The sequence below is a fragment of the Actinomadura miaoliensis genome, from assembly GCF_039536785.1.
Taxonomy (GTDB): Bacteria; Actinomycetota; Actinomycetes; order Streptosporangiales; family Streptosporangiaceae; genus Spirillospora; species Spirillospora miaoliensis.
The window spans coordinates 171,683-189,601 of the sequence record NZ_BAAAZG010000051.1; the positions used below are offsets into that span (position 1 = coordinate 171,683).

Sequence of the window (17,919 nt, forward strand, 5' to 3'; positions counted from 1 at the left end):
GAGCGCCGACGATGACCCAGCCCAAGGCCGTGCTCATCGGCCCGCCCGGATCGGGCAAGTCCACCGTCGGCGCGGCCCTGGCCGAGCGCCTCGGCGTCACGCTGCGCGACACCGACTCCGACGTCGAGGCCGCCGCGGGCCGCCCGATCAGCGAGATCTTCATCGACGACGGCGAGGAGCGGTTCCGCGAGCTGGAACGCGCCGCCGTGCGGGCCGCCCTCGCCGAGCACGACGGCGTCGTCGCGCTGGGCGGCGGCGCGGTCCTGGCCGCCGAGACGCAGGAGCTGCTGGCCGGGCACACCGTGGTGTACCTGAAGGTCGGCCTGTCGGAGGCGGTCAAGCGGGTCGGCCTGGCCACCGCGCGTCCCCTGCTGGTGCTCAACCCGCGCAGCCAGCTGCGCAGGCTGCTGAACGAGCGGCTGCCCATCTACGAGCGGCTCGGCACCCTGCACGTCGACACCGAGGGCCGCGCCCCCGAGGAGATCGTCGAACAGATCGTCAAGGAGATCCGGTGACCGCGGTGCGGGTGCCCGTCGGGCAGGACTACGACGTCGTCATCGGCACCGGCGTGCTCGGCGAGCTGCCCGCCCTGCTCGGCGAGGGGGTGCGCACCGTCGCGGTCGTGCACGCCGAGGGGCTGCCGGAGATCGCCCGTCCCGTCTGCGGGGCGCTGGAGCAGGCGGGCCTGATCGTGCACGCCCTGCCCGTCCCGGACGGCGAGGCGGCCAAGGAGGTCGGCGTGCTGGCCGGGCTGTGGTCGCGGTTCGCCCAGCTCGGCATGACCCGCTCGGACGCCGTCGTCGGCGTGGGCGGCGGCGCCACCACCGACCTGGCCGGGTTCGCCGCCGCGTCGTGGCTGCGCGGGGTGCGCGTCGTGCTGCTGCCCACCACGCTGCTGGGCATGGTGGACGCCGCGGTCGGCGGCAAGACCGGCATCAACATCCCCGAGGGCAAGAACCTGGTCGGCGCCTTCCACCCCCCGGCGGGCGTGCTGTGCGACCTGGCCACCCTCGTCACCGTGCCGCGCCAGGACTACGTCAGCGGCCTGGCCGAGGTGATCAAGGCGGGGTTCATCGCCGATCCCAAGATCCTGGACCTGGTGGAGGACGACCCGGAGGGCGCCGCCTCCCCGGACGGCCCGCACACCCGCGAGCTGGTCGAACGCTCCGTCCGCGTCAAGGCGGCCGTGGTGTCGGCGGACCTGAAGGAGAGCGGCCTGCGGGAGATCCTCAACTACGGCCACACCCTCGGCCACGCCATCGAGAAGGTCGAGGAGTACCGCTTCCGGCACGGGCACGCCGTGGCGATCGGCATGGTGTACGCCGCCGAACTGGCCCGCCTGGCGGGCCGCCTGCCCGCCGACCTGGTGGCGCGGCACCGCTCGGTGCTGGCCTCGGTCGGCCTGCCCACCGCCTACCGCGCCGACGCCTGGCCGCGGTTGCGCGCCGCCATGTCGATCGACAAGAAGGCCCGCGGCGCCACGCTGCGCTTCGTCGTCCTGGACGGCCTGGCCGAGCCCGGCCGCCTGGAGGCCCCCGCCGAGGACCTCCTCACCGCCGCCTACCGGGAGGTCAGCCGATGAGCAGCCGGGTGCTGGTGCTGAACGGGCCGAACCTGCGGCGGCTGGGGACGCGGGAGCCGGACGTGTACGGGGCGTCCACGTTCGACGACCTGGTGGCGCTGTGCCGGGAGACGGGGCGGCGCCTGGACCTGCACGTCGAGGTGCGGCAGACCGACGACGAGGCGGAGATGATCCGCTGGGTGCACGAGGCGGCCGACGAGCGGCTGCCGGTGGTGATCAACCCGGCGGCGTTCACGCACTACTCCTACGGGCTGCGCGACGCGCTGGCGCAGCGCACCGCGCCGCTCGTCGAGGTGCACATCTCCAACCCCGCGGCCCGCGAGGAGTTCCGGCACACCTCGGTGGTGGCGGGCGTGGCGACGGGCACGATCGCCGGGTTCGGGATGCTGTCGTACGTGCTGGCGCTGCAGGCCGTGGCCGAGCTGATCGCCCAGGACGCGGCGAAGTCCTGACGCGCGTCACGCGCGCCGCCGTCCGCGCCGCTCAGGCGGTGGCGGAGGCGGTGTGGGCGAGCTCCTTCAGTTCGGCGATCACGTCGTCGAGGGGGCTCAGGTCGCGCTGGGCGCGGCACATGATCGTGGCGCCCTCCACGGCGGCCACGATGAGGCGGGCGAGGCGGCCGGCGCGCTCGTCGGGCACGCCGGCGTTGGCCAGGCCCGTGGCCAGGGTGTCCTGCCAGCGGTCGAACACGGCGGCGGCGGCCGCGGCCAGCTGCGGGGCGTCCTCGTGCGACTCCACGGTGACCGCCACGACGGGGCAGCCCGCCCGGAAGTCGCTCTTGACCAGGACGCGCCGCCACCACGCGACGAACGCGTCCACGGCCGAGGCCGGGTCGCCGCCTTCGACGGCCGCCTGGATGCCCGAGTTGAGGAACTCCCCGGCGTAGCGGACCGCCTCCTCGGCCAGCTGCGCCTTGCCGCCGGGGAAGTGGTGGTAGATCGACCCGCGCGGCGCGCCGCTGTGCCTGATGACCTCGCGGAACCCCGTGCCGCTGTAGCCGCGCTCGCGGAAGAGGTAGGCCGCGCTGCGCACCATGCGTTCCCGGCTGTCCCTGCCCATGGCACCGATTATGACATTCATCATAAGCTTCGCGGGTTGACCATGACGCATGTCATAGGGACGGTTAGTGATGTATGCCGGACGTCATACCTAGGTACGGTGGAGGAGATCCCGGTGATCGATCTGAGTCGTGACGGGCAGGTCCACGTCCTGCGGTTCGACGCGGGGGAGAACCGGTTCGGCCCGCGGTTCCTGGACGGCATGGACCAGGTCCTGGCGTCCCTGGAGAAGCACGACGGCCCCGGTGCCGCGCTGGTGACCGTCGGCACCGGCAAGTTCTACTCCAACGGCCTCGACCTGGACTGGCTCGGCGCCAACCCCGACCGGCTGGAGGAGTACCTGGGCCGCGTCCACGAGATGTACGCGCGGCTGCTGGAGCTGCCGATGCCGACGGTGGCGGCCGTCAACGGGCACGCGTTCGCCGCGGGCGCGATGCTGACGCTGTGCCACGACCTCACCGTCATGCGCACCGACCGCGGCTACTTCTGCCTGCCCGAGGTCGACCTGGGCATGACGTTCTCGCCGGGCATGCGCGCGGTGATCCAGGCGCGGCTGTCCCCGGGCACCGCCCACGAGGCGATGCTCACCGGCCGGCGCTACACCGCCGAGCAGGCCGAGCGGGCCGGGATCGTGCACCGCACCGCCGCCGAGGCCGACGTGCTGCCCGCCGCCGTCGAGCTGGCCGCCTCGCTGGCGGGCAAGAACGGCGCGGTGGTGCGCGGCATCCGCACCGGGATGTACGCCCAGGTCATCGAGGCTCTGCGCGGCCCCGCCCTGGGCTAGGGGCGGCTCGGCCGCGGACGGCCCGGCCGCGTGCGTTACCGTCGACAGAATCCAGTTCGGTTCGTGGAGGGGATGCCGATGCGCATCGGGATGGCGCTCAACTACGCGGGCGGCTTCAAGGAGACCGTGGAGGAGCTGGCCGACTTCGAGAAGGCCGGGCTCGACATCGTGTTCGTCGCCGAGGCCTACAGCTTCGACGCGGTGAGCCAGCTCGGCTACATCGCCGCCAGGACCGAACGGCTGCAGATCGCCTCCGGGATCCTGCCGATCTACTCGCGCACGCCCACGCTGCTGGCGATGACCGCCGCGGGCCTGGACTACGTGTCGGAGGGGCGCTTCACCCTGGGCATCGGCGCGTCCGGCCCGCAGGTGATCGAGGGCTTCCACGGCGTGCCGTACACCGCCCCGCTCGGCCGCACCCGCGAGGTCATCGAGATCTGCCGCAAGGTGTGGCGGCGCGAGCGGCTCGAACACAGCGGCAGGCACTACGCCATGCCGCTGCCGGAGGGGCAGGGCACGGGCCTCGGCAAGCCCCTGAAGATCATCAACCGTCCGGTGCGGGCCGACATCCCGGTGCTGGTCGCCGCGATCGGGCCCAAGAACGTCGAGCTCACCGCCGAGATCGCCAACGGCTGGGAGCCGATCTTCTACGTCCCCGAGAAGGCCGCCGAGGTGTGGGGGCCTTCGCTGGCGGCGGGCCGGGCCCGGCGCGACCCGGCGCTCGGCGATCTGGACGTCGTCGGGCAGGCGCCGCTGGCCATCGGCGACGACGTGGACGGCTACCTGGAGTTCGGCCGTCCCATGGCCGCCCTCTACATCGGCGGCATGGGCGCCAAGGGCAAGAACTTCTACAACGACCTGTGCCGCCGCTACGGCTGGGAGAAGGAGGCCGAGGAGATCCAGGACCTCTACCTGGACGGCAAGAAGGACGAGGCCGCGGCCAAGGTGCCCTACGAGCTACTGCAGAAGATGTCGCTGATCGGGTCCGAGGGCCACGTGCGCGAGCGGCTCGCGGCGATGAAGGAGTCCGGCGTCACCACGCTGAACGTCACGCCGATCGCGGGCGACCACAAGGGCCGCCTCGCGCTCGTCGAGAAGATCAAGGAGATGGCCGCCGACCTGGACTAGCCGCCACCGGAACGGCGGCGCCGGACCGACGCCCGCTGCACCCGCGGCGCTCGCGCCGCGGGGCGTCGCGCGCCGGGACCGGTCCACCAGGTCAGGCGGAATGTCCGCCCTGTCGGGCTTTGTCGGCGGTGGACTACAGTCCTGGCCATGGAGGAAATCCGCCGCGCACGGCGCGAGCGGCTGGCCGCGTGGACGGCCGCCCACGACCTGGACGCCCTGTTGGTCACCCGGCTCGTCAACGTGCGGTACCTGACCGGTCTGGACAGCTCGAACGCCGCGCTGCTCGTGCCCGCCGACGGGCCCCCGCTGCTGGCCACGGACGGACGCTACGCCGGCACCGCCGCCCGCGTGTGCCCCGAGCTGGAGGCCGTCATCGACCGGCACACCGCCGAGACGTTGCTGGAGCGGGCGGGTGGGGCCGGGGTGCGGCGGCTCGGCTTCGAGCCCCACGCGGTCACCGTCGAGCGGCACACCGAGCTCACCGGCAAGGCCGCCGAGGGGCTGGAGCTGCGGCCCGCGGGACGCCCCGTCGAGGAGCTGCGCACGGTCAAGGACGACGCCGAACTTGCGCTGCTGGCCGAGGCGTGCGCGATCACCGACCGGGCGTTCGACGCCGTCCTGCCCCTGCTCCGCCCCGGCGTGACCGAACGGGAGATCGCCATCGCGCTGGAGCGGCGCATGGTCGACCTGGGCGCCGAACGGCCCGCGTTCGACTCGATCGTGGCCTCCGGGCCCAACGGCGCGATCCCGCACCACCGGCCCGGCGACCGGCCGCTGGCCCGCGGCGACCTGGTCACCATGGACTTCGGCGCCCTGTACGGCGGCTACCACGCCGACATGACCCGCACCGTCGCGATCGGCGCCGTCGCCGGCTGGCAGCGCGACCTGTACGACCTGGTGCGCCGCGCCCAGCAGGCCGCGGTGGACGCCGCCCGCCCCGGCGCCGAGACCATGGCCGTGGACGCCGCCGCCCGCGACATCATCAAGGCCGCCGGGCACGGCGACGACTTCACCCACGGCCTCGGACACGGCGTCGGCCTGGAGATCCACGAGGCTCCGCTCATGGGCTACGACAGGACCGGTAAGCTGGTGGACCGGGTTCCGATCACCGCCGAGCCGGGGGTCTATCTCGCCGGGCGCGGCGGGGTCCGCATCGAGGACACCCTGGTGGCCCGCACGGGCGGTCCGGAGCTTCTCACCACGACCACCAAGGACCTGCTCGTCCTGTGACCCCACGGGGCGTGCGAGTCCGACCTTGACAACCGGGGGGTGCGGGGAATCTCCCCCCACCCTTTGAGACACGACCACGAACCGAGGCGGGGACGGCCCCGTCAGGGGGCAGGAGAGGACGCTGTGGCGACGACGAACGACCTCAAGAACGGCATGACGCTGAGGCTGGACGGCGAGCTGTGGACGGTCCTGGAGTTCCAGCACGTCAAGCCCGGCAAGGGCGGCGCGTTCGTGCGCACCAAGATCAAGCACGTGCTGTCGGGCAAGGTGGTCGACAAGACCTTCAACGCCGGCACCAAGGTCGAGGTGGCCAGCGTCGACAAGCGGGAGATGCAGTACCTCTACCGCGAGGGCGAGGACTTCGTCTTCATGGACACCCAGACCTACGACCAGCCGCACATCCCCGCGGCGGTCGTCGGCCAGGCCGCCGACTACCTGCTCCCCGAGCAGATGGCCACCATCGCCTTCCACGGCGAGGACCCGCTGTACGTCGAGCTGCCCGCGGCCGTGGTGCTGGAGATCACCGAGACCGAGCCGGGCCTGCAGGGCGACCGCTCCACCGGCGGCACCAAGCCCGCGACGCTGGAGACCGGCGCGCAGATCCAGGTCCCGCTGTTCATCACCACCGGCGAGAAGGTCAAGGTCGACACCCGCTCGGGCGAGTACCTCGGCCGCGGCTGATGGCGGCCGCGAGCAGACGCACGACGGCTGGACTGAGGAGCGCAGGGAGCTTGCGACCGGAGCGACGAGGGAAGCCGTCGTGTGAAGACGGCTGCGAGCCGCCGAGCGGAGCGAGGCAATGAGCGCTAGGACGAAGGCGCGCAAGCTGGCGCTGGACATCCTGTTCGCCGCCGAGCTGCGTGAGGAGCGGCCGACCGACGTGCTGGGCGCGCGCGGGCGGCCCAACCAGGACGAGCTGGCCGAGTACGGGCACGCGGTCCGGCTGATCGAGGGCGTGCAGGAGCACCGCGAGCGCATCGACGAGCTGCTGTCCACCTACGCCACCGGCTGGACGCTGGACCGCATGCCCGCCGTCGACCGCAACATCCTGCGGATGGGCGCGTTCGAGCTGCTGTGGGTGGACGACGTGCCCGACGGCGTGGCGGTCAGCGAGGCGGTCGCGCTGGCCACCGAGCTGTCCACCGAGGAGTCCCCGCGCTTCGTCAACGGGCTGCTGTCGCGGCTGCAGCGGCTCAAGCCGTCGCTCGCGCTGTAGGCCCGGCCACTAGGGTGGAACCATGATGGACGGGCGGCAGCCGAAACGCGCGCGGGGGAGCGGGCCGCGCACCGCCGTGCTGTGGGACGCGCTGCGCGCCGTCCTCGACCGCATCAAACCCGAGTCCGGGCCGAGCGACGTGGTGGACGTCGGCGGCGGCACCGGCGGGTTCGCGGTGCCGATGGCCGAGCTGGGCCACCGGGTCACCGTCGTCGACTCCAGCCCCGACGCGCTGGCCGCGCTGGAGCGGCGCGCCGCCGAGTCCGGCGTCACCGTGCGGGCGGTGCAGGGCGACGCGGTCGACCTGCCCGACCTGCTCGGCACCGGCACCGCCGACCTGGTGCTGTGCCACAACGTGCTGGAGTACGTCGACGACCCCGAGGCGGCCATGGCGGCGCTGACCGCCGCCGTGCGCCCCGGCGGCTCGGTCAGCGTGCTGGTGGCCGGGCAGATCGGCGCGGCGCTGCACCGGGCCGTGCACGGGCACTTCGACGACGCCCGGCGCGCCCTGACCGACCCGGACGGCCGGTGGGGCGAGCGCGACCGCACCCCCCGCCGCTTCACCCGGCAGACGCTGTCGGACCTGGTGGACAAGGCCGGGCTGCGGGTCGGCGAGCTGCACGGCGTGCGGATCTTCGCCGACCTGGTGCCGGACGCGATGCTCGACGGCGAACAGGACGCGGCCGCCGCGCTGATCGCCCTGGAGCAGGTCGCGGCCGTCCACCCGGTGCTGCGGGAGCTGGCCACGCAGCTGCACCTGCTGGCCCACAAGGACGCCTGAGGGCGGCCGTGAGCCGTAAGCAGCAGCTGCACCGGCCCGGACCGCCGCCCGGCCCGCCCGCCGACGACACCGGCTGCGCCATCCTGCACGTCGACATGGACGCCTTCTTCGTCGGCGTGGAGCTGCTGGAACGGCCCGAGCTGCGCGGCCGTCCCGTGATCGTGGGCGGCACCGGCACGCGCGGGGTGGTGTCCTCGGCGTCCTACGAGGCCCGCGCGTACGGCGTGCACTCGGCCATGCCGATGAGCCGGGCCCGGCGGCTGTGCCCGCGCGCGGTGGTGCTGCCGCCCCGGCACGACCGGTACGCCCGGGTGTCGGCCGCCGTCATGGAGATCTTCCGGTCGGTGACCCCGCTGGTCGAGCCGCTGGCCCTGGACGAGGCGTTCCTGGACGTCGCCGGGGCCCGCCGCCGCCTCGGCCGCCCCGCCGAGATCGCCCAGATGATCCGCGCGCAGGTCGCCGAACAGCAGGGCCTGACCTGCTCGGTCGGGGTGGCCAGTACCAAGTTCGTCGCCAAGCTGGCCTCCACGCAGTGCAAACCGGACGGAATGCTGGTCGTGCCCGCCGACGGCGTCCAGGAGTTCCTGCACCCGCTGCCCGTGGCCGCCCTGTGGGGCGTCGGCGACCGCACCGAGGAGGCCCTGCTCCGCCTCGGCCTGCGCACCGTGGGGCAGCTCGCCCAGGTGCCGCCGGCCACGCTCCAGCGCGAGCTGGGCAACGCCCTCGGCGCCCATCTGCACGAGCTGGCCTGGGGCCGCGACCCCCGGCCCGTCGTGCCGCGCAGCCCCGACAAGAGCATCGGGGCCGAGGAGACCTTCGACACCGACGTCGACGACCCCGAGACGATCCGGCGGGAGCTGCTGCGGCTGTCGGAGAAGGTCGGCGCCCGGCTGCGCGCCGCCGGGCACGTGGGCCGCACGGTCAGCGTCAAGTTGCGCCGGTCCGACTTCACCACGCTCACCCGGTCGCGCACGCTCCGTGAACCCACCGACGTCGCCCGTATGATCTATGTCACAGCGTGCGAGTTGTACGAGGCGTCCGGACTCGACCGGGTACGCCTGCGTCTGGTGGGGGTCCGGGTGGAGAACCTGGTCCCGGCCGACCAGGCCGTCCGCCAGCCGACCCTGGACGAACCGGAGACCGGCTGGCGCGAGGCCGAACGCGCGGTGGACCAGGTGAGCAGGCGTTTCGGCAGCGGCGCCGTGCGCCCGGCGGCCCTGGTGCGGCGCGCCGATGCCACCGGAGGGCGAGACGAGGGGGACACGAGGTGACATCGAGATGACCGGCATCCGCTACGCGGTCGGCCGTTCGCTTTCGTCCGCCCGGCGCGCCTCGTATTCTGGGCATATCACCGTTGAGGTTCCCGTCCTGCATCGGATACCCCGTCGCGGGGCTGTCGTTGGGAGGCGCCGTGCCGCTCTCTGAGCACGAGCAGCGCATGCTCGACCAAATCGAGCAGGCGTTGTACGCCGAGGATCCGAAGTTCGCTCACGCGGTCCGCTCGACCAACCCGCAGGTTCATTACAAGCGCCGCATCGTCAAGGCCGCCCTCGGTTTCGTGGTGGGCGTCTGCGCGCTGATGGCGGGGCTCGTGATCAACAAGGGCTCGGTCACCATCGCGATCAGTGTGACCGGCTTCCTGCTGATGGTCGTCTGCTGCGTCTGGGCCCTGTCCAGCTGGAAGCGCATGACGGGCATCGGCACCGAGGCACAGCAACAGCAGCAGCCCAGGCGCCAGGCCAAGGCCAAGGCGACCTTCATGGAGCGCATGGAGGAGCGCTGGCGCCGCCGCACCGAAGGCGAGTGACCCCCGGGGGCCGCCCCCGGCCCCCGTACCTTCCCCCCGCCGCATCCTGATCTTCACGCGGCCCTCCAGCGCGCCCCCACGCGGCCATGGCGGCGCCTTCCGCGCCCCCGACGCCTCAACGTCTCCGCGCTGTCCGCGGACCCGCCGTCCGCACACGCGCACACAAACGCCCCACCCTCGCGGGTGGGGCGTTGCTGTTTCCGGCGGGACGCCCGCCGGAAAGCGTCAGCGGGGGCGGCGGGGGAGCAGCCGCCGGGTCAGGGCCTCCGCCCGGGACACCGCGTCGGCCAGGCGGCCTCCGGCCGCACGGGTCACGGACCTGACGGACCCCATGGTGGACGCCGGCAGCAGGCGGGCGCGCAGGCGGGCACGGCGCCCCACGGACGCCGCGATCGCCTCCCGGACGGTCCGGACGTCCGCCCGCAGCGTCTCGGGTGGCGTCTGGGGACGGGACGGGGCGTAGCGGGCCAGCTCCTCGGCGTGCGCGATGCGTCCCAGCGCCTGCGTCGCGGGAGCGTCCAGCTCCAGCAGCTCGCCCAGGCGCCGGGCGGCCGCGCGGGGCGTGTCGCTGGGACGCCACTCCAGACCGTGGTCCAGGGCGTCGGCGCGCATCTCGCGCCACGCGGTGTGCGCGGCCTCCCCCGGGTCGGGCGAGGCGCCGCCGGCGCCGCCGGAGCGCGGCGCCACGCTCGCCCACCGCACACGGCGGGTCACGTGCCGCGCCGCCATGGGGGCGGCCAGGAGCAGCAGCGCCAGCAGCACCCCGACGATCCAGCCGATGGGCGCGCCATCGCCGCCGGACTGCCCGCCGTCGGTGCCGGCGTCCGCGCCGAGGTCGTCCTGACGCCGCGCGGTCGCCGACGGCGACGCCGAGTCCGAGGTCTCCGGGCTGGTCTCCGGGGCGCTGGTGTCCTGCTCCTGCGTGCTTCCGGCGTTGCTGGAGACGGTGGGCTCGGAGTAGTCCGGGGTGGCCGCGGTGCCCTGCCCGGCGGCGCCGCTGGGCGTGGGCTCGAACCGCACCCAGCCCGCGCCCTCGAAGTACAGCTCGGGCCAGGCGTGCGCGTCGCGGGTGCGCACCTCCCACACCCCCGGGGTGACCTGCGTGCCGGGGGTGTAGCCCATCGCGACCCGGGCGGGGATGCCCAGGACCCGCGCCAGCAGGGCCATCGAGGCGGCGAACTGCTCGCAGTACCCCCTCTTGTTGTTGATCAGGAAGTCGACCAGGTCGCTGCCGCGCTGCGGGGGCTGGGCCGTCAGGTCGTACTGGAACCCGCCGTTCTGGGTGAACCAGCGCTGCAGCATCACCGCCTGGTCGTAGGCGGTGGCCGCCCCGGCGGTGACCTCGTGCGCCAGCCGGCGCACCTCGCGCGGGATGCGGTCCGGGACGAACGTGTAGCGGTTGTAGAGATCGGTCGGGGTGCGCCCGGCGACCCTCAGCTGGGACGCCGTCGGCCGGGCCCGGGTGCTGGTGACGGTGTAGGAGCGACCCCCCGCCGAGTCGCGCAGCGAGTAGATCATCAGCGACGGGACGTGCACCCGCCAGTCGCCCTCGATCGACACGCGGGACGGCGCGTACGGGGCCGGCAGGAACGACAGGTTCCGCACCTGCCGCCGCACCGTGATCCGCGTGGTGACCTGCCGGGTGGGCACCGCGCTCAGGCCGGGCGGTTCGGGCAGGCGGCGGTCCGACAGCCGGTCCCGGGCCGTGCTCTGCAGCGAGGAGTAGGTCCAGCGGTCGCCGTCGAACCGGTCCAGCGAGTACAGCCGCAGGTAGTCGGGGCGGTCGGAGTCGTCGCTGCGGTAGCGCAGCACCAGCAGGTCGTCCGGGCGGGTCAGCTCCCGCTTGAGGCTGACCAGCGGATCGGGGGTGGTGACGGTCTGCGTGCCGCCGCGCCCGCCGCCGCTGCCCATGCCGAACATCCCGCGCGAGTGGATGCCGGGCGTCACCGCCGGGACCAGCACGGCCACGGCCACGGCGGCCACGCCGATGCGGCGCCCCGCGGCCGCCATCGCGCCGGTGTCGGGACGCGCCGGGGCGTTCGGGGACCTGAACACCACGTGGCCCCACCCGCCGACCTGCTCGTGGTTGTCGGCGGCCAGCAGCGCCAGGTAGCCCAGCGCGCCGACGCCGAACGCGACCCAGCTGACGCTGTCCTCCCGCACGGCGGCGGGCACGCTGTACATCGCCAGCAGCGGCAGCCCGGCGGGCGCGGCACGGCGCAGCCGCACCGCCAGCAGGTCCACCAGCACCGCGACCAGGCCGATCCCGGCGACGGCCAGCAGCATGATGCCCGGCACCGGCGGCACGGGCGCGGCGTACTGGTTGGCCGCGTCCCACCCCTCCCGCATCAGGTCGCCGAGCCGCCGCAACGACTCGGGGGTCGGCACCACGCCGAGGAACGCCTCGGACGCGGTGAACCGCGCGGTCAGGTACAGGTGCAGCGCGGCCAGCCCGCCGACCGCGCCGAACACCGCGGGCCAGCGGAAGTGCCGCGTCAGCAGCCCGGCCACGGCGACCACCGCGACCGCGCCCAGCCCGGACCCGAACCAGCCGCGGCCGGAGAACAGCGGGTACAGGGCCACCGAACCCGCCAGGGCGGCCAGCGCCGCCATGATCGTCATGCGAAGTCTCATGCGCCGTCCGTCATGCGAAATGTCCGCGCCGGGTCCTCGGAGGCCTCGGCGGCCGCCGACCACGCGCCGGCCAGTTCCGCGGCGGTCCGCAGGCGCACCACCCGCCAGCCCGCCGAGCCCAGCAGCCGCGCCGTCGCCGCCGGATCGGTGCCCGTGTCGACGTCCTCGTCGCCGTCGACCAGGACGGCGACGAACGTGCCGGTGCCGCGCCGCGCCGCCGCCACCGTCCGCGCCTCCTCGGCCGTCAGCGCCCCGAACGCCGCGACGACCAGCCCGTCGCCCTCGCCGTTCGGCCCGCGCAGCGCGGCCATGCCGCGGGTCAGCGACCGCTCGGAGGAGTGCCGGACCGTCGCCAGCACGTCCAGCAGCAGTCCTTCCGCCGCGCCCTGGGCGTCGGTCGTCCTGGGCAGCCGCTCACCGGCGTCGGTGACCAGCCGCAGGCCCATCCCGGCCTGTCCCAGATGCACGCCGACCGACGCGACCACCGACACGGCCTGCTCGAACGACGACAGCGGGCCGTCCCCCACGTGGGCGGCGCGGCGGGTGTCCAGGAACAGGGTGCCGCTGCTCTGCAGCTGCTGCTCCTCGCGCCGCACCATCAGCTCACCGCGCCGCGCGGTGGACCGCCAGTGCACCCGGCGCAGGTCGTCGCCGTGCCGGTACTCGCGGGGGGTCACGTCGTCCTCGCCGGCGGTGGCCACGGCGTGCGCCAGGCTGTCGCCGCCGCCCGCCCACGCCCCGGCCGGCCGCCCCGGCGGCAGCGGCACGATCAGCGGCGTGACCGTGAGGGTGTCCGCCATGCTGAACGAGCGCACCATCTCCACCATGCCGAACGGGTCGGCCAGCCGCACCACCAGCGGCCCGACCCGGTACCGGCCGCGCCGGTCGGACCGGACGCGGTAGCCGAGCTCCCGCGAGCCGTTCGACTCCAGCCGGTCGAGCACGAACCGGGCCCGGCCGCCGAGGGTGTGCGGGACCTGGTCCTCCACCATCAGCAGGCCGCTCGGCAGCCGCGACACGTTCTCCAGCCGCAGGTCGACGCGGGCCTCGTGGCCCACCGGCAGCCGCACGGGCTCCAGCCGCCGGGCGCACGCCAGCCGGTAGCGGGTGCGCGACACCGCCAGCGTGGACAGCAGCGGCAGGACCAGGACGAGCATGCCGGCCCGCAGCAGGTCGCGCTCGCCGAGCACGAACGCGCACACGATCGCGGTGGCCCCGGCGGCCACGAAGGACCGCCCCCGGGTGGTCAGGCCGGACAGCGCACGTCTCAACGTCACTTCCCGGAGGACGGCACCGGCAGCCGGTTCACCAGCTCGGTCACCACGTGCTCGGGACGGCGCCGCTCCACCTGCGCCTCGGCGGTGGGCAGCAGCCGGTGCGCCAGCACGGGCACCGCCAGGTCCTGGATGTCGTCGGGCAGCACGTAGTCGCGGTCGTCCAGCGCCGCGTACGCGCGGGCCGCCCGCACCAGGTGCAGGGTGGCGCGCGGCGAGGCGCCCAGCCGCAGGTCGGGATGGTTGCGGGTGGCGGTCACCAGGTCGATCGCGTACTGCCGCACGCCCGGCGACACGTGCTGGCGCCGGACGACATCGATCAGGGCGCGCACGTCGGCGGCGTCGGCGACGGGGGTGAGCCGGTCCAGCGGGGACGACTGCCCGTGCGCGTCCAGCATGTCCAGCTCGGCGGCCGGGTCGGGGTAGCCCATCGAGATGCGGGCGGTGAACCGGTCGCGCTGCGCCTCGGGCAGCGGGTAGGTGCCCTCCATCTCCACCGGGTTCTGCGTGGAGATCACCATGAACGGGCGGTCCAGGGGGTAGGTGACGCCGTCCACCGTGACCTGGCGTTCCTCCATGCACTCCAGCAGGGCCGACTGGGTCTTGGGGGACGCCCGGTTGATCTCGTCGCCGACCACGATGTTGGCGAACACCGGGCCCGGCTTGAACTCGAACTCGCGCAGCTCCTGGTTGTAGGCGCTCACCCCGGTGATGTCGCTGGGCAGCAGGTCGGGGGTGAACTGCACCCGGCGCACCGAGCAGTCCACCGACCGGGCCAGCGCCTTGGCCAGCATCGTCTTGCCGACGCCGGGCACGTCCTCGATCAGCAGGTGCCCCTCGGCCAGCAGCACGGTCAGCGCCAGCCGCACCACGCCGGGTTTGCCCTCGATAACCGACTCGACGGCGTCGCGGATCTTGTTGGCGACCTGCGCCAGCCCGTCCAGGCCCGGTCCGCTCCCGTCACCGTCGGAAGGCGAGGACGACCGGGAAGGGCTCGGGCGGTCGGCTGAGGCCGGTTCTCCGGAGCCGGTAGGGGCTTGCATATACGACTCGCCGTGAGTGCCTACTGCCACCAACAACCCTCCTCAGCCGTCCGGCCTCGCGGTGTCCGCCCGGGCTCCGCCGAGTGGTACGGACGCCAGGCTGTGCGCGGCCGGTGCGACGTTCTATTGACTTGCCCAACCCCTGACAGTACGTCCTCGGGCCTCGCGTCGCGATGTTCGTGTGGAACGGGTTGCCCGCTCCCATCGCGGCCGCCGCGTGAGGTTGCGCACGCGCGGCGGCGACGTCACGCTACGGAGTCACATCGACACGAGCCGCCCCCTCCACTTCTCCCCACACAGCATCGCCGGGCACTTGACAAGACGACATAAAGACGCCCGCGACGGTGCCTTCCCGGCGCCGCGCCGGAGCCCTCCCAATGCCGCGCCGGCCCGTCGGGTCGCTCCGCCCCGCCGCCCGGCGCGGCGGCGCCCCGCGCCGCCCCCCACTCCGCTCCACCCCTGTGACCTGCGCATTTGCTCGCGATTCTGGCCCGAGAAGCGTGTTCAACTAGTTGACGGTGGGGAAGAGTGGAGTAGAGTGGGGCGCCGTGGGGGGTGTCAGCGCCCCGCACGGCGCGGGGAGGTGGGGGCCCGATGTTCCTCGGCACCCACACGCCGCGCCTCGACGACAAGGGACGACTGTTCCTGCCGGCGAAGTACCGCGAGGAGCTGTCGGGGGGATTGGTGATCACGAAGGGCCAGGAACGCTGCCTCTACGTCTTCCCCATGGCGGAGTTCCAGCGCATCACCGAGGCTCTGCGTGCGACACCGGTCACCGAGAGGTCCGTGCGGGCCTACAGCCGGGTCTTCTTCGCCAGCGCTTCCGACGAGGTCCCCGACAAGCAGGGACGCATCACCATCCCGCCGCCACTGCGCGCTTACGCGGGGCTCACACGCGACTGCACCGTGATCGGGGCCAACACGCGCCTGGAGATCTGGGACACGCGCGCGTGGGAGAGCTACCTCGAGAAGGAGGAGCAGGCGTTCGCCGAGATCTCGGAGGAGGTGTTGCCCGGGATCCTGTGACGTTCCACACGTCGGTCCGCCGACCGGGCACGGGTCCGTGCGCACCGGCTCCCAGCCGGTTCAGCCGGGGTCCGCAGTGTTCTCCAGGGACCACCCCTGGAACCCCGAAACGGCGGTCGGCCCGCGTTCGGCCAGGTCTCCAGCCGCTCTCCGGTGCCATCTGGCGCAGCTTCCCCGGTGCCAGAGGGCGACCCCCCGCGACACCGCGGTTCTTCCTCCAGGGCAGCGGATGGGGACCTGGCCGGGCGAGGCCGAGGCGGGCACCCCTACTCACTGGCCTTCGGCCAGTTTCGCGGGGGGCCCGCGGGCGTCTTCCGGGGGCGACCCCCGGAACCCCCGGGGCGGGCACCCCTACTCACTGGCCTTCGGCCAGTTTCGCGGGGGCCCGCAGTGTCTCCCGGGGGGGCGACCCCCGGAACCCCCCGAGGCGCGGTCCGCGCTCGCCAGGCCTTCGGCCCGGCTCGCGGGACCGCGCACCGCTGGGGTGCGGGGTCTGCTCACCGGCCTATCGGCCGGTTTCGCGGAACCCGCGGTGTTTCGCAAGGGGGACGACTGCTTGGAACTCTCGGGGCGCGGAATTCGCGCTGGCCGGTCTTCGGCCAGGCTCGCGGGGTCCGCGCGACCGCAGGGGTGCGGGCCCTGGTCATCGGGCTTCGGTCAGGGGCCGGATGTTCCGCAGGGAGCAGCCCTTCGGAATTACGGGGTGCGGTCCTTGTCCAGCGGCTTTTGGGCAGGTCGCGGGGACGGCAGGGCCCCTTTCGGGGGGCGAGTTCCCGCTCTCTGGCCTATGGCCGGTTTGCCGGGGTTTTCCTTGGGGAGACGATCGCCGGAACTCCTGGGCGGGGGCGCCGGGAGAGGTGCGACCGACGAAAGCCACGTAGTCCGCGAGCGAGGTGGCGCAAGGGGGTGAGCATGGACGCGGGCGACAACGCGACCATGGCCGGTCACGTACCGGTCATGCTCGATCGCGTGCTGGAACTGCTCGGGCCCGCCGTCCAGGTCACCGGCCCGGCCGTCGAGGGCGGCGCCGGTGGGGAACCGGTCGGCGCGCCCGTCTACGTCGACGCGACCCTGGGCCTGGGCGGTCACGCCGAGGCCATGCTGCGCGCCCATCCCGGGCTGCACCTGATCGGAATCGACCGCGACACCACCGCGCTGGAGCGCTCCGCGCGGCGGCTGGCCCCCTTCGGCGACCGCGTCATCGCCCTGGAGCACGCCGTCTACGACGCCGTGCCCGAGGTGCTGCGCCGGCTGGGCGTGCCCGCGGTCGACGCGGTGCTGTTCGACCTGGGGGTGTCCTCCCCGCAGCTCGACGAGGCCGAACGCGGCTTCGCCTACTCCTACGACGCCCCCCTGGACATGCGGATGGACCGCACCCAGAGCCTGACCGCGGCCGAGGTCGTCAACGGCTACCCGCCCGCCGAACTGGCCCGCATCCTGCGCGAGTACGGGGAGGAGCGGTTCGCCCAGCGCATCGCGGCCGCGATCGTGCGCGAGCGTCAGCGCGCCCCGCTGGAGTCCACCAAGCACCTGGCCGACCTGGTGCGCTCGGCGATCCCGGCGGCGACGCGGCGCACCGGGGGCAACCCGGCCAAGCGCACCTTCCAGGCCCTGCGCATCGAGGTGAACGGCGAGCTGGACACCTGGCGGCGGGCGCTGCCGGCCGCGCTGGACGCGCTGCGCGTCGGCGGCCGCGTCGTCGTGCTCAGCTACCACTCGCTGGAGGACCGCATCACCAAGCGGATCCTGGCCGAGCAGTCGGCCGACACCACCCCGCCCGGCCTGCCCGTCCCGCTGCCCGAGCACCGGCCGCGGTTCCGGCTGCTGACGCGCGGGGCCGAACTGCCGTCCGACGAGGAGACCACGACCAACCCGCGTGCCGCCTCGGTCCGGCTGCGCGCCGCCGAGCGGGTGCGTGAATCACCGGGGGCGGGGGATCCCCCGGGCAGCCGCAGGGAGGCGAGATGACCACGACCACGCGCCCGCCGGGGGCCGCCAAACCGCCGGGCAGGGGGCGCCGGGGCCGCGCCGCCGACCGCGACGCCGGCACGCCGGCCGCCGGGAACGGCACGCCGGCCGCGCGAAAGGGGAGAACGTCGAAGAAGCCCGCCGACGACGCGACCACCGAGCCCGCCACGTCCGGCCGGGCCCGCAGGCAGGGCCGGCCGTCCGGCGCGTCCGCGGGGCCTGCGGCGGGCAAGGCGCGTCCTCGCCCGGCCGCGCCCTCCCGTGCCGCCAAGGCGTCCAAGACGTCCAAGGTGCCCAAGGCGTCCAAGACCGGCGCCAAGCCGGCACAGCCGTCCAGGACCGCCAAGCCCGCCAAGACCGCCAAGCCCGCGGGGGCGGCGCGGGCGGC

The 17,919-nt window shown here is 74.0% G+C and carries 17 protein-coding genes and 1 pseudogene; 14 read left to right on the forward strand and 4 right to left on the reverse strand.

Annotated elements, in window-relative coordinates; genetic code table 11:
• The first annotated feature begins 11 nt into the window (after positions 1–11).
• The 3 genes from ABD811_RS32745 to aroQ are packed head-to-tail and all read left to right on the forward strand — an operon-like array spanning position 12 to position 2,034.
• Positions 12–515, forward strand: a complete 504-nt coding sequence (locus ABD811_RS32745; protein ID WP_344955516.1) for a shikimate kinase — start codon at positions 12–14, stop codon at positions 513–515.
• Entirely contained in the window at positions 512–1,582 is a 1,071-nt protein-coding gene (aroB, locus tag ABD811_RS32750; protein WP_344955518.1) for a 3-dehydroquinate synthase, read from the forward strand. The genes ABD811_RS32745 and aroB overlap by 4 nt, the downstream gene beginning before the upstream one ends.
• Positions 1,579–2,034, forward strand: coding sequence for a type II 3-dehydroquinate dehydratase (gene aroQ, locus ABD811_RS32755; RefSeq protein ID WP_344955520.1), 456 nt, complete (start codon positions 1,579–1,581; stop codon positions 2,032–2,034). The genes aroB and aroQ overlap by 4 nt, the downstream gene beginning before the upstream one ends.
• A 31-nt stretch (positions 2,035–2,065) precedes the next feature.
• On the opposite strand, the gene ABD811_RS32760 is transcribed toward aroQ, so the two are convergent.
• A complete protein-coding gene (locus ABD811_RS32760) occupies positions 2,066–2,641 on the reverse strand; it encodes a TetR/AcrR family transcriptional regulator (protein WP_344955522.1) in 576 nt (191 codons plus the stop codon).
• A gap of 114 nt (positions 2,642–2,755) precedes the next feature.
• Between ABD811_RS32760 and ABD811_RS32765 the strand changes: the two genes are divergently transcribed.
• From ABD811_RS32765 to ABD811_RS32800, 8 genes are all read left to right on the forward strand, one after another.
• Positions 2,756–3,424 (forward strand): enoyl-CoA hydratase-related protein, encoded by a 669-nt coding sequence (locus ABD811_RS32765; RefSeq protein WP_344955524.1) that lies wholly within the window; start codon positions 2,756–2,758, stop codon positions 3,422–3,424.
• 78 nt (positions 3,425–3,502) lie between these two features.
• A complete protein-coding gene (locus tag ABD811_RS32770) occupies positions 3,503–4,552 on the forward strand; it encodes an LLM class F420-dependent oxidoreductase (protein WP_344955526.1) in 1,050 nt (349 codons plus the stop codon).
• Between the two features lie 147 nt (positions 4,553–4,699).
• On the forward strand, positions 4,700–5,782 hold the full coding sequence (locus ABD811_RS32775) for a M24 family metallopeptidase (protein ID WP_344955528.1): 1,083 nt from the start codon (positions 4,700–4,702) through the stop codon (positions 5,780–5,782).
• Between the two features lie 123 nt (positions 5,783–5,905).
• Entirely contained in the window at positions 5,906–6,463 is a 558-nt protein-coding gene (gene efp, locus ABD811_RS32780) for an elongation factor P (RefSeq protein WP_344955530.1), read from the forward strand.
• 118 nt (positions 6,464–6,581) lie between these two features.
• Positions 6,582–6,998 (forward strand): transcription antitermination factor NusB, encoded by a 417-nt coding sequence (nusB, locus tag ABD811_RS32785; RefSeq protein ID WP_344955532.1) that lies wholly within the window; start codon positions 6,582–6,584, stop codon positions 6,996–6,998.
• Positions 6,999–7,020: 22 nt separating this feature from the next.
• The gene (locus tag ABD811_RS32790) at positions 7,021–7,779 is read left to right on the forward strand and encodes a methyltransferase domain-containing protein (RefSeq protein ID WP_344955534.1); all 759 of its coding nucleotides are present in this window, start codon (positions 7,021–7,023) and stop codon (positions 7,777–7,779) included.
• Between the two features lie 8 nt (positions 7,780–7,787).
• Positions 7,788–9,050, forward strand: a complete 1,263-nt coding sequence (locus ABD811_RS32795; protein WP_344955536.1) for a DNA polymerase IV — start codon at positions 7,788–7,790, stop codon at positions 9,048–9,050.
• Positions 9,051–9,190: 140 nt separating this feature from the next.
• On the forward strand, positions 9,191–9,586 hold the full coding sequence (locus ABD811_RS32800) for a DUF3040 domain-containing protein (RefSeq protein ID WP_344955538.1): 396 nt from the start codon (positions 9,191–9,193) through the stop codon (positions 9,584–9,586).
• 225 nt (positions 9,587–9,811) lie between these two features.
• On the opposite strand, the gene ABD811_RS32805 is transcribed toward ABD811_RS32800, so the two are convergent.
• Genes ABD811_RS32805 through ABD811_RS32815 form a run of 3 tightly spaced genes read right to left on the reverse strand, consistent with a single transcriptional unit; the run spans position 9,812 to position 14,567 of the window.
• On the reverse strand, positions 9,812–12,220 hold the full coding sequence (locus ABD811_RS32805; protein WP_344955540.1) for a transglutaminase TgpA family protein: 2,409 nt from the start codon (positions 12,218–12,220) through the stop codon (positions 9,812–9,814).
• A complete protein-coding gene (locus ABD811_RS32810; RefSeq protein ID WP_344955542.1) occupies positions 12,217–13,491 on the reverse strand; it encodes a DUF58 domain-containing protein in 1,275 nt (424 codons plus the stop codon). The genes ABD811_RS32805 and ABD811_RS32810 overlap by 4 nt, the downstream gene beginning before the upstream one ends.
• Before the next feature lie 2 nt (positions 13,492–13,493).
• The gene (locus tag ABD811_RS32815; RefSeq protein WP_425549484.1) at positions 13,494–14,567 is read right to left on the reverse strand and encodes an AAA family ATPase; all 1,074 of its coding nucleotides are present in this window, start codon (positions 14,565–14,567) and stop codon (positions 13,494–13,496) included.
• Between the two features lie 564 nt (positions 14,568–15,131).
• Here ABD811_RS32815 and mraZ point away from each other — a divergent pair.
• The 3 genes and pseudogenes from mraZ to ABD811_RS32830 all read left to right on the forward strand — a co-directional run.
• On the forward strand, positions 15,132–15,563 hold the full coding sequence (gene mraZ / locus ABD811_RS32820) for a division/cell wall cluster transcriptional repressor MraZ (protein WP_344955546.1): 432 nt from the start codon (positions 15,132–15,134) through the stop codon (positions 15,561–15,563).
• Positions 15,564–16,475: 912 nt separating this feature from the next.
• Complete coding sequence (gene rsmH, locus ABD811_RS32825; RefSeq protein ID WP_344955549.1) at positions 16,476–17,531, forward strand: 16S rRNA (cytosine(1402)-N(4))-methyltransferase RsmH; 1,056 nt, start codon at positions 16,476–16,478, stop codon at positions 17,529–17,531.
• Positions 17,528–17,919, forward strand: a pseudogene (locus tag ABD811_RS32830) (hypothetical protein); the annotation flags it as partial. The gene rsmH and the pseudogene ABD811_RS32830, both read left to right, overlap by 4 nt.

Bases quoted from the DNA above. Each gene is read 5' to 3' on its own strand.
- ABD811_RS32745 (WP_344955516.1), top strand. From the start codon at position 12: ATGACCCAGCCCAAGGCCGTGCTCATCGGCCCGCCCGGATCGGGCAAG.
- aroQ (WP_344955520.1), top strand. From the start codon at position 1,579: ATGAGCAGCCGGGTGCTGGTGCTGAACGGGCCGAACCTGCGGCGGCTG.
- ABD811_RS32760 (WP_344955522.1), bottom strand. From the start codon at position 2,641: ATGGGCAGGGACAGCCGGGAACGCATGGTGCGCAGCGCGGCCTACCTC.
- ABD811_RS32770 (WP_344955526.1), top strand. From the start codon at position 3,503: ATGCGCATCGGGATGGCGCTCAACTACGCGGGCGGCTTCAAGGAGACC.
- ABD811_RS32775 (WP_344955528.1), top strand. From the start codon at position 4,700: ATGGAGGAAATCCGCCGCGCACGGCGCGAGCGGCTGGCCGCGTGGACG.
- nusB (WP_344955532.1), top strand. From the start codon at position 6,582: ATGAGCGCTAGGACGAAGGCGCGCAAGCTGGCGCTGGACATCCTGTTC.
- ABD811_RS32790 (WP_344955534.1), top strand. From the start codon at position 7,021: ATGATGGACGGGCGGCAGCCGAAACGCGCGCGGGGGAGCGGGCCGCGC.
- ABD811_RS32805 (WP_344955540.1), bottom strand. From the start codon at position 12,220: ATGAGACTTCGCATGACGATCATGGCGGCGCTGGCCGCCCTGGCGGGT.
- mraZ (WP_344955546.1), top strand. From the start codon at position 15,132: ATGTTCCTCGGCACCCACACGCCGCGCCTCGACGACAAGGGACGACTG.
- rsmH (WP_344955549.1), top strand. From the start codon at position 16,476: ATGGACGCGGGCGACAACGCGACCATGGCCGGTCACGTACCGGTCATG.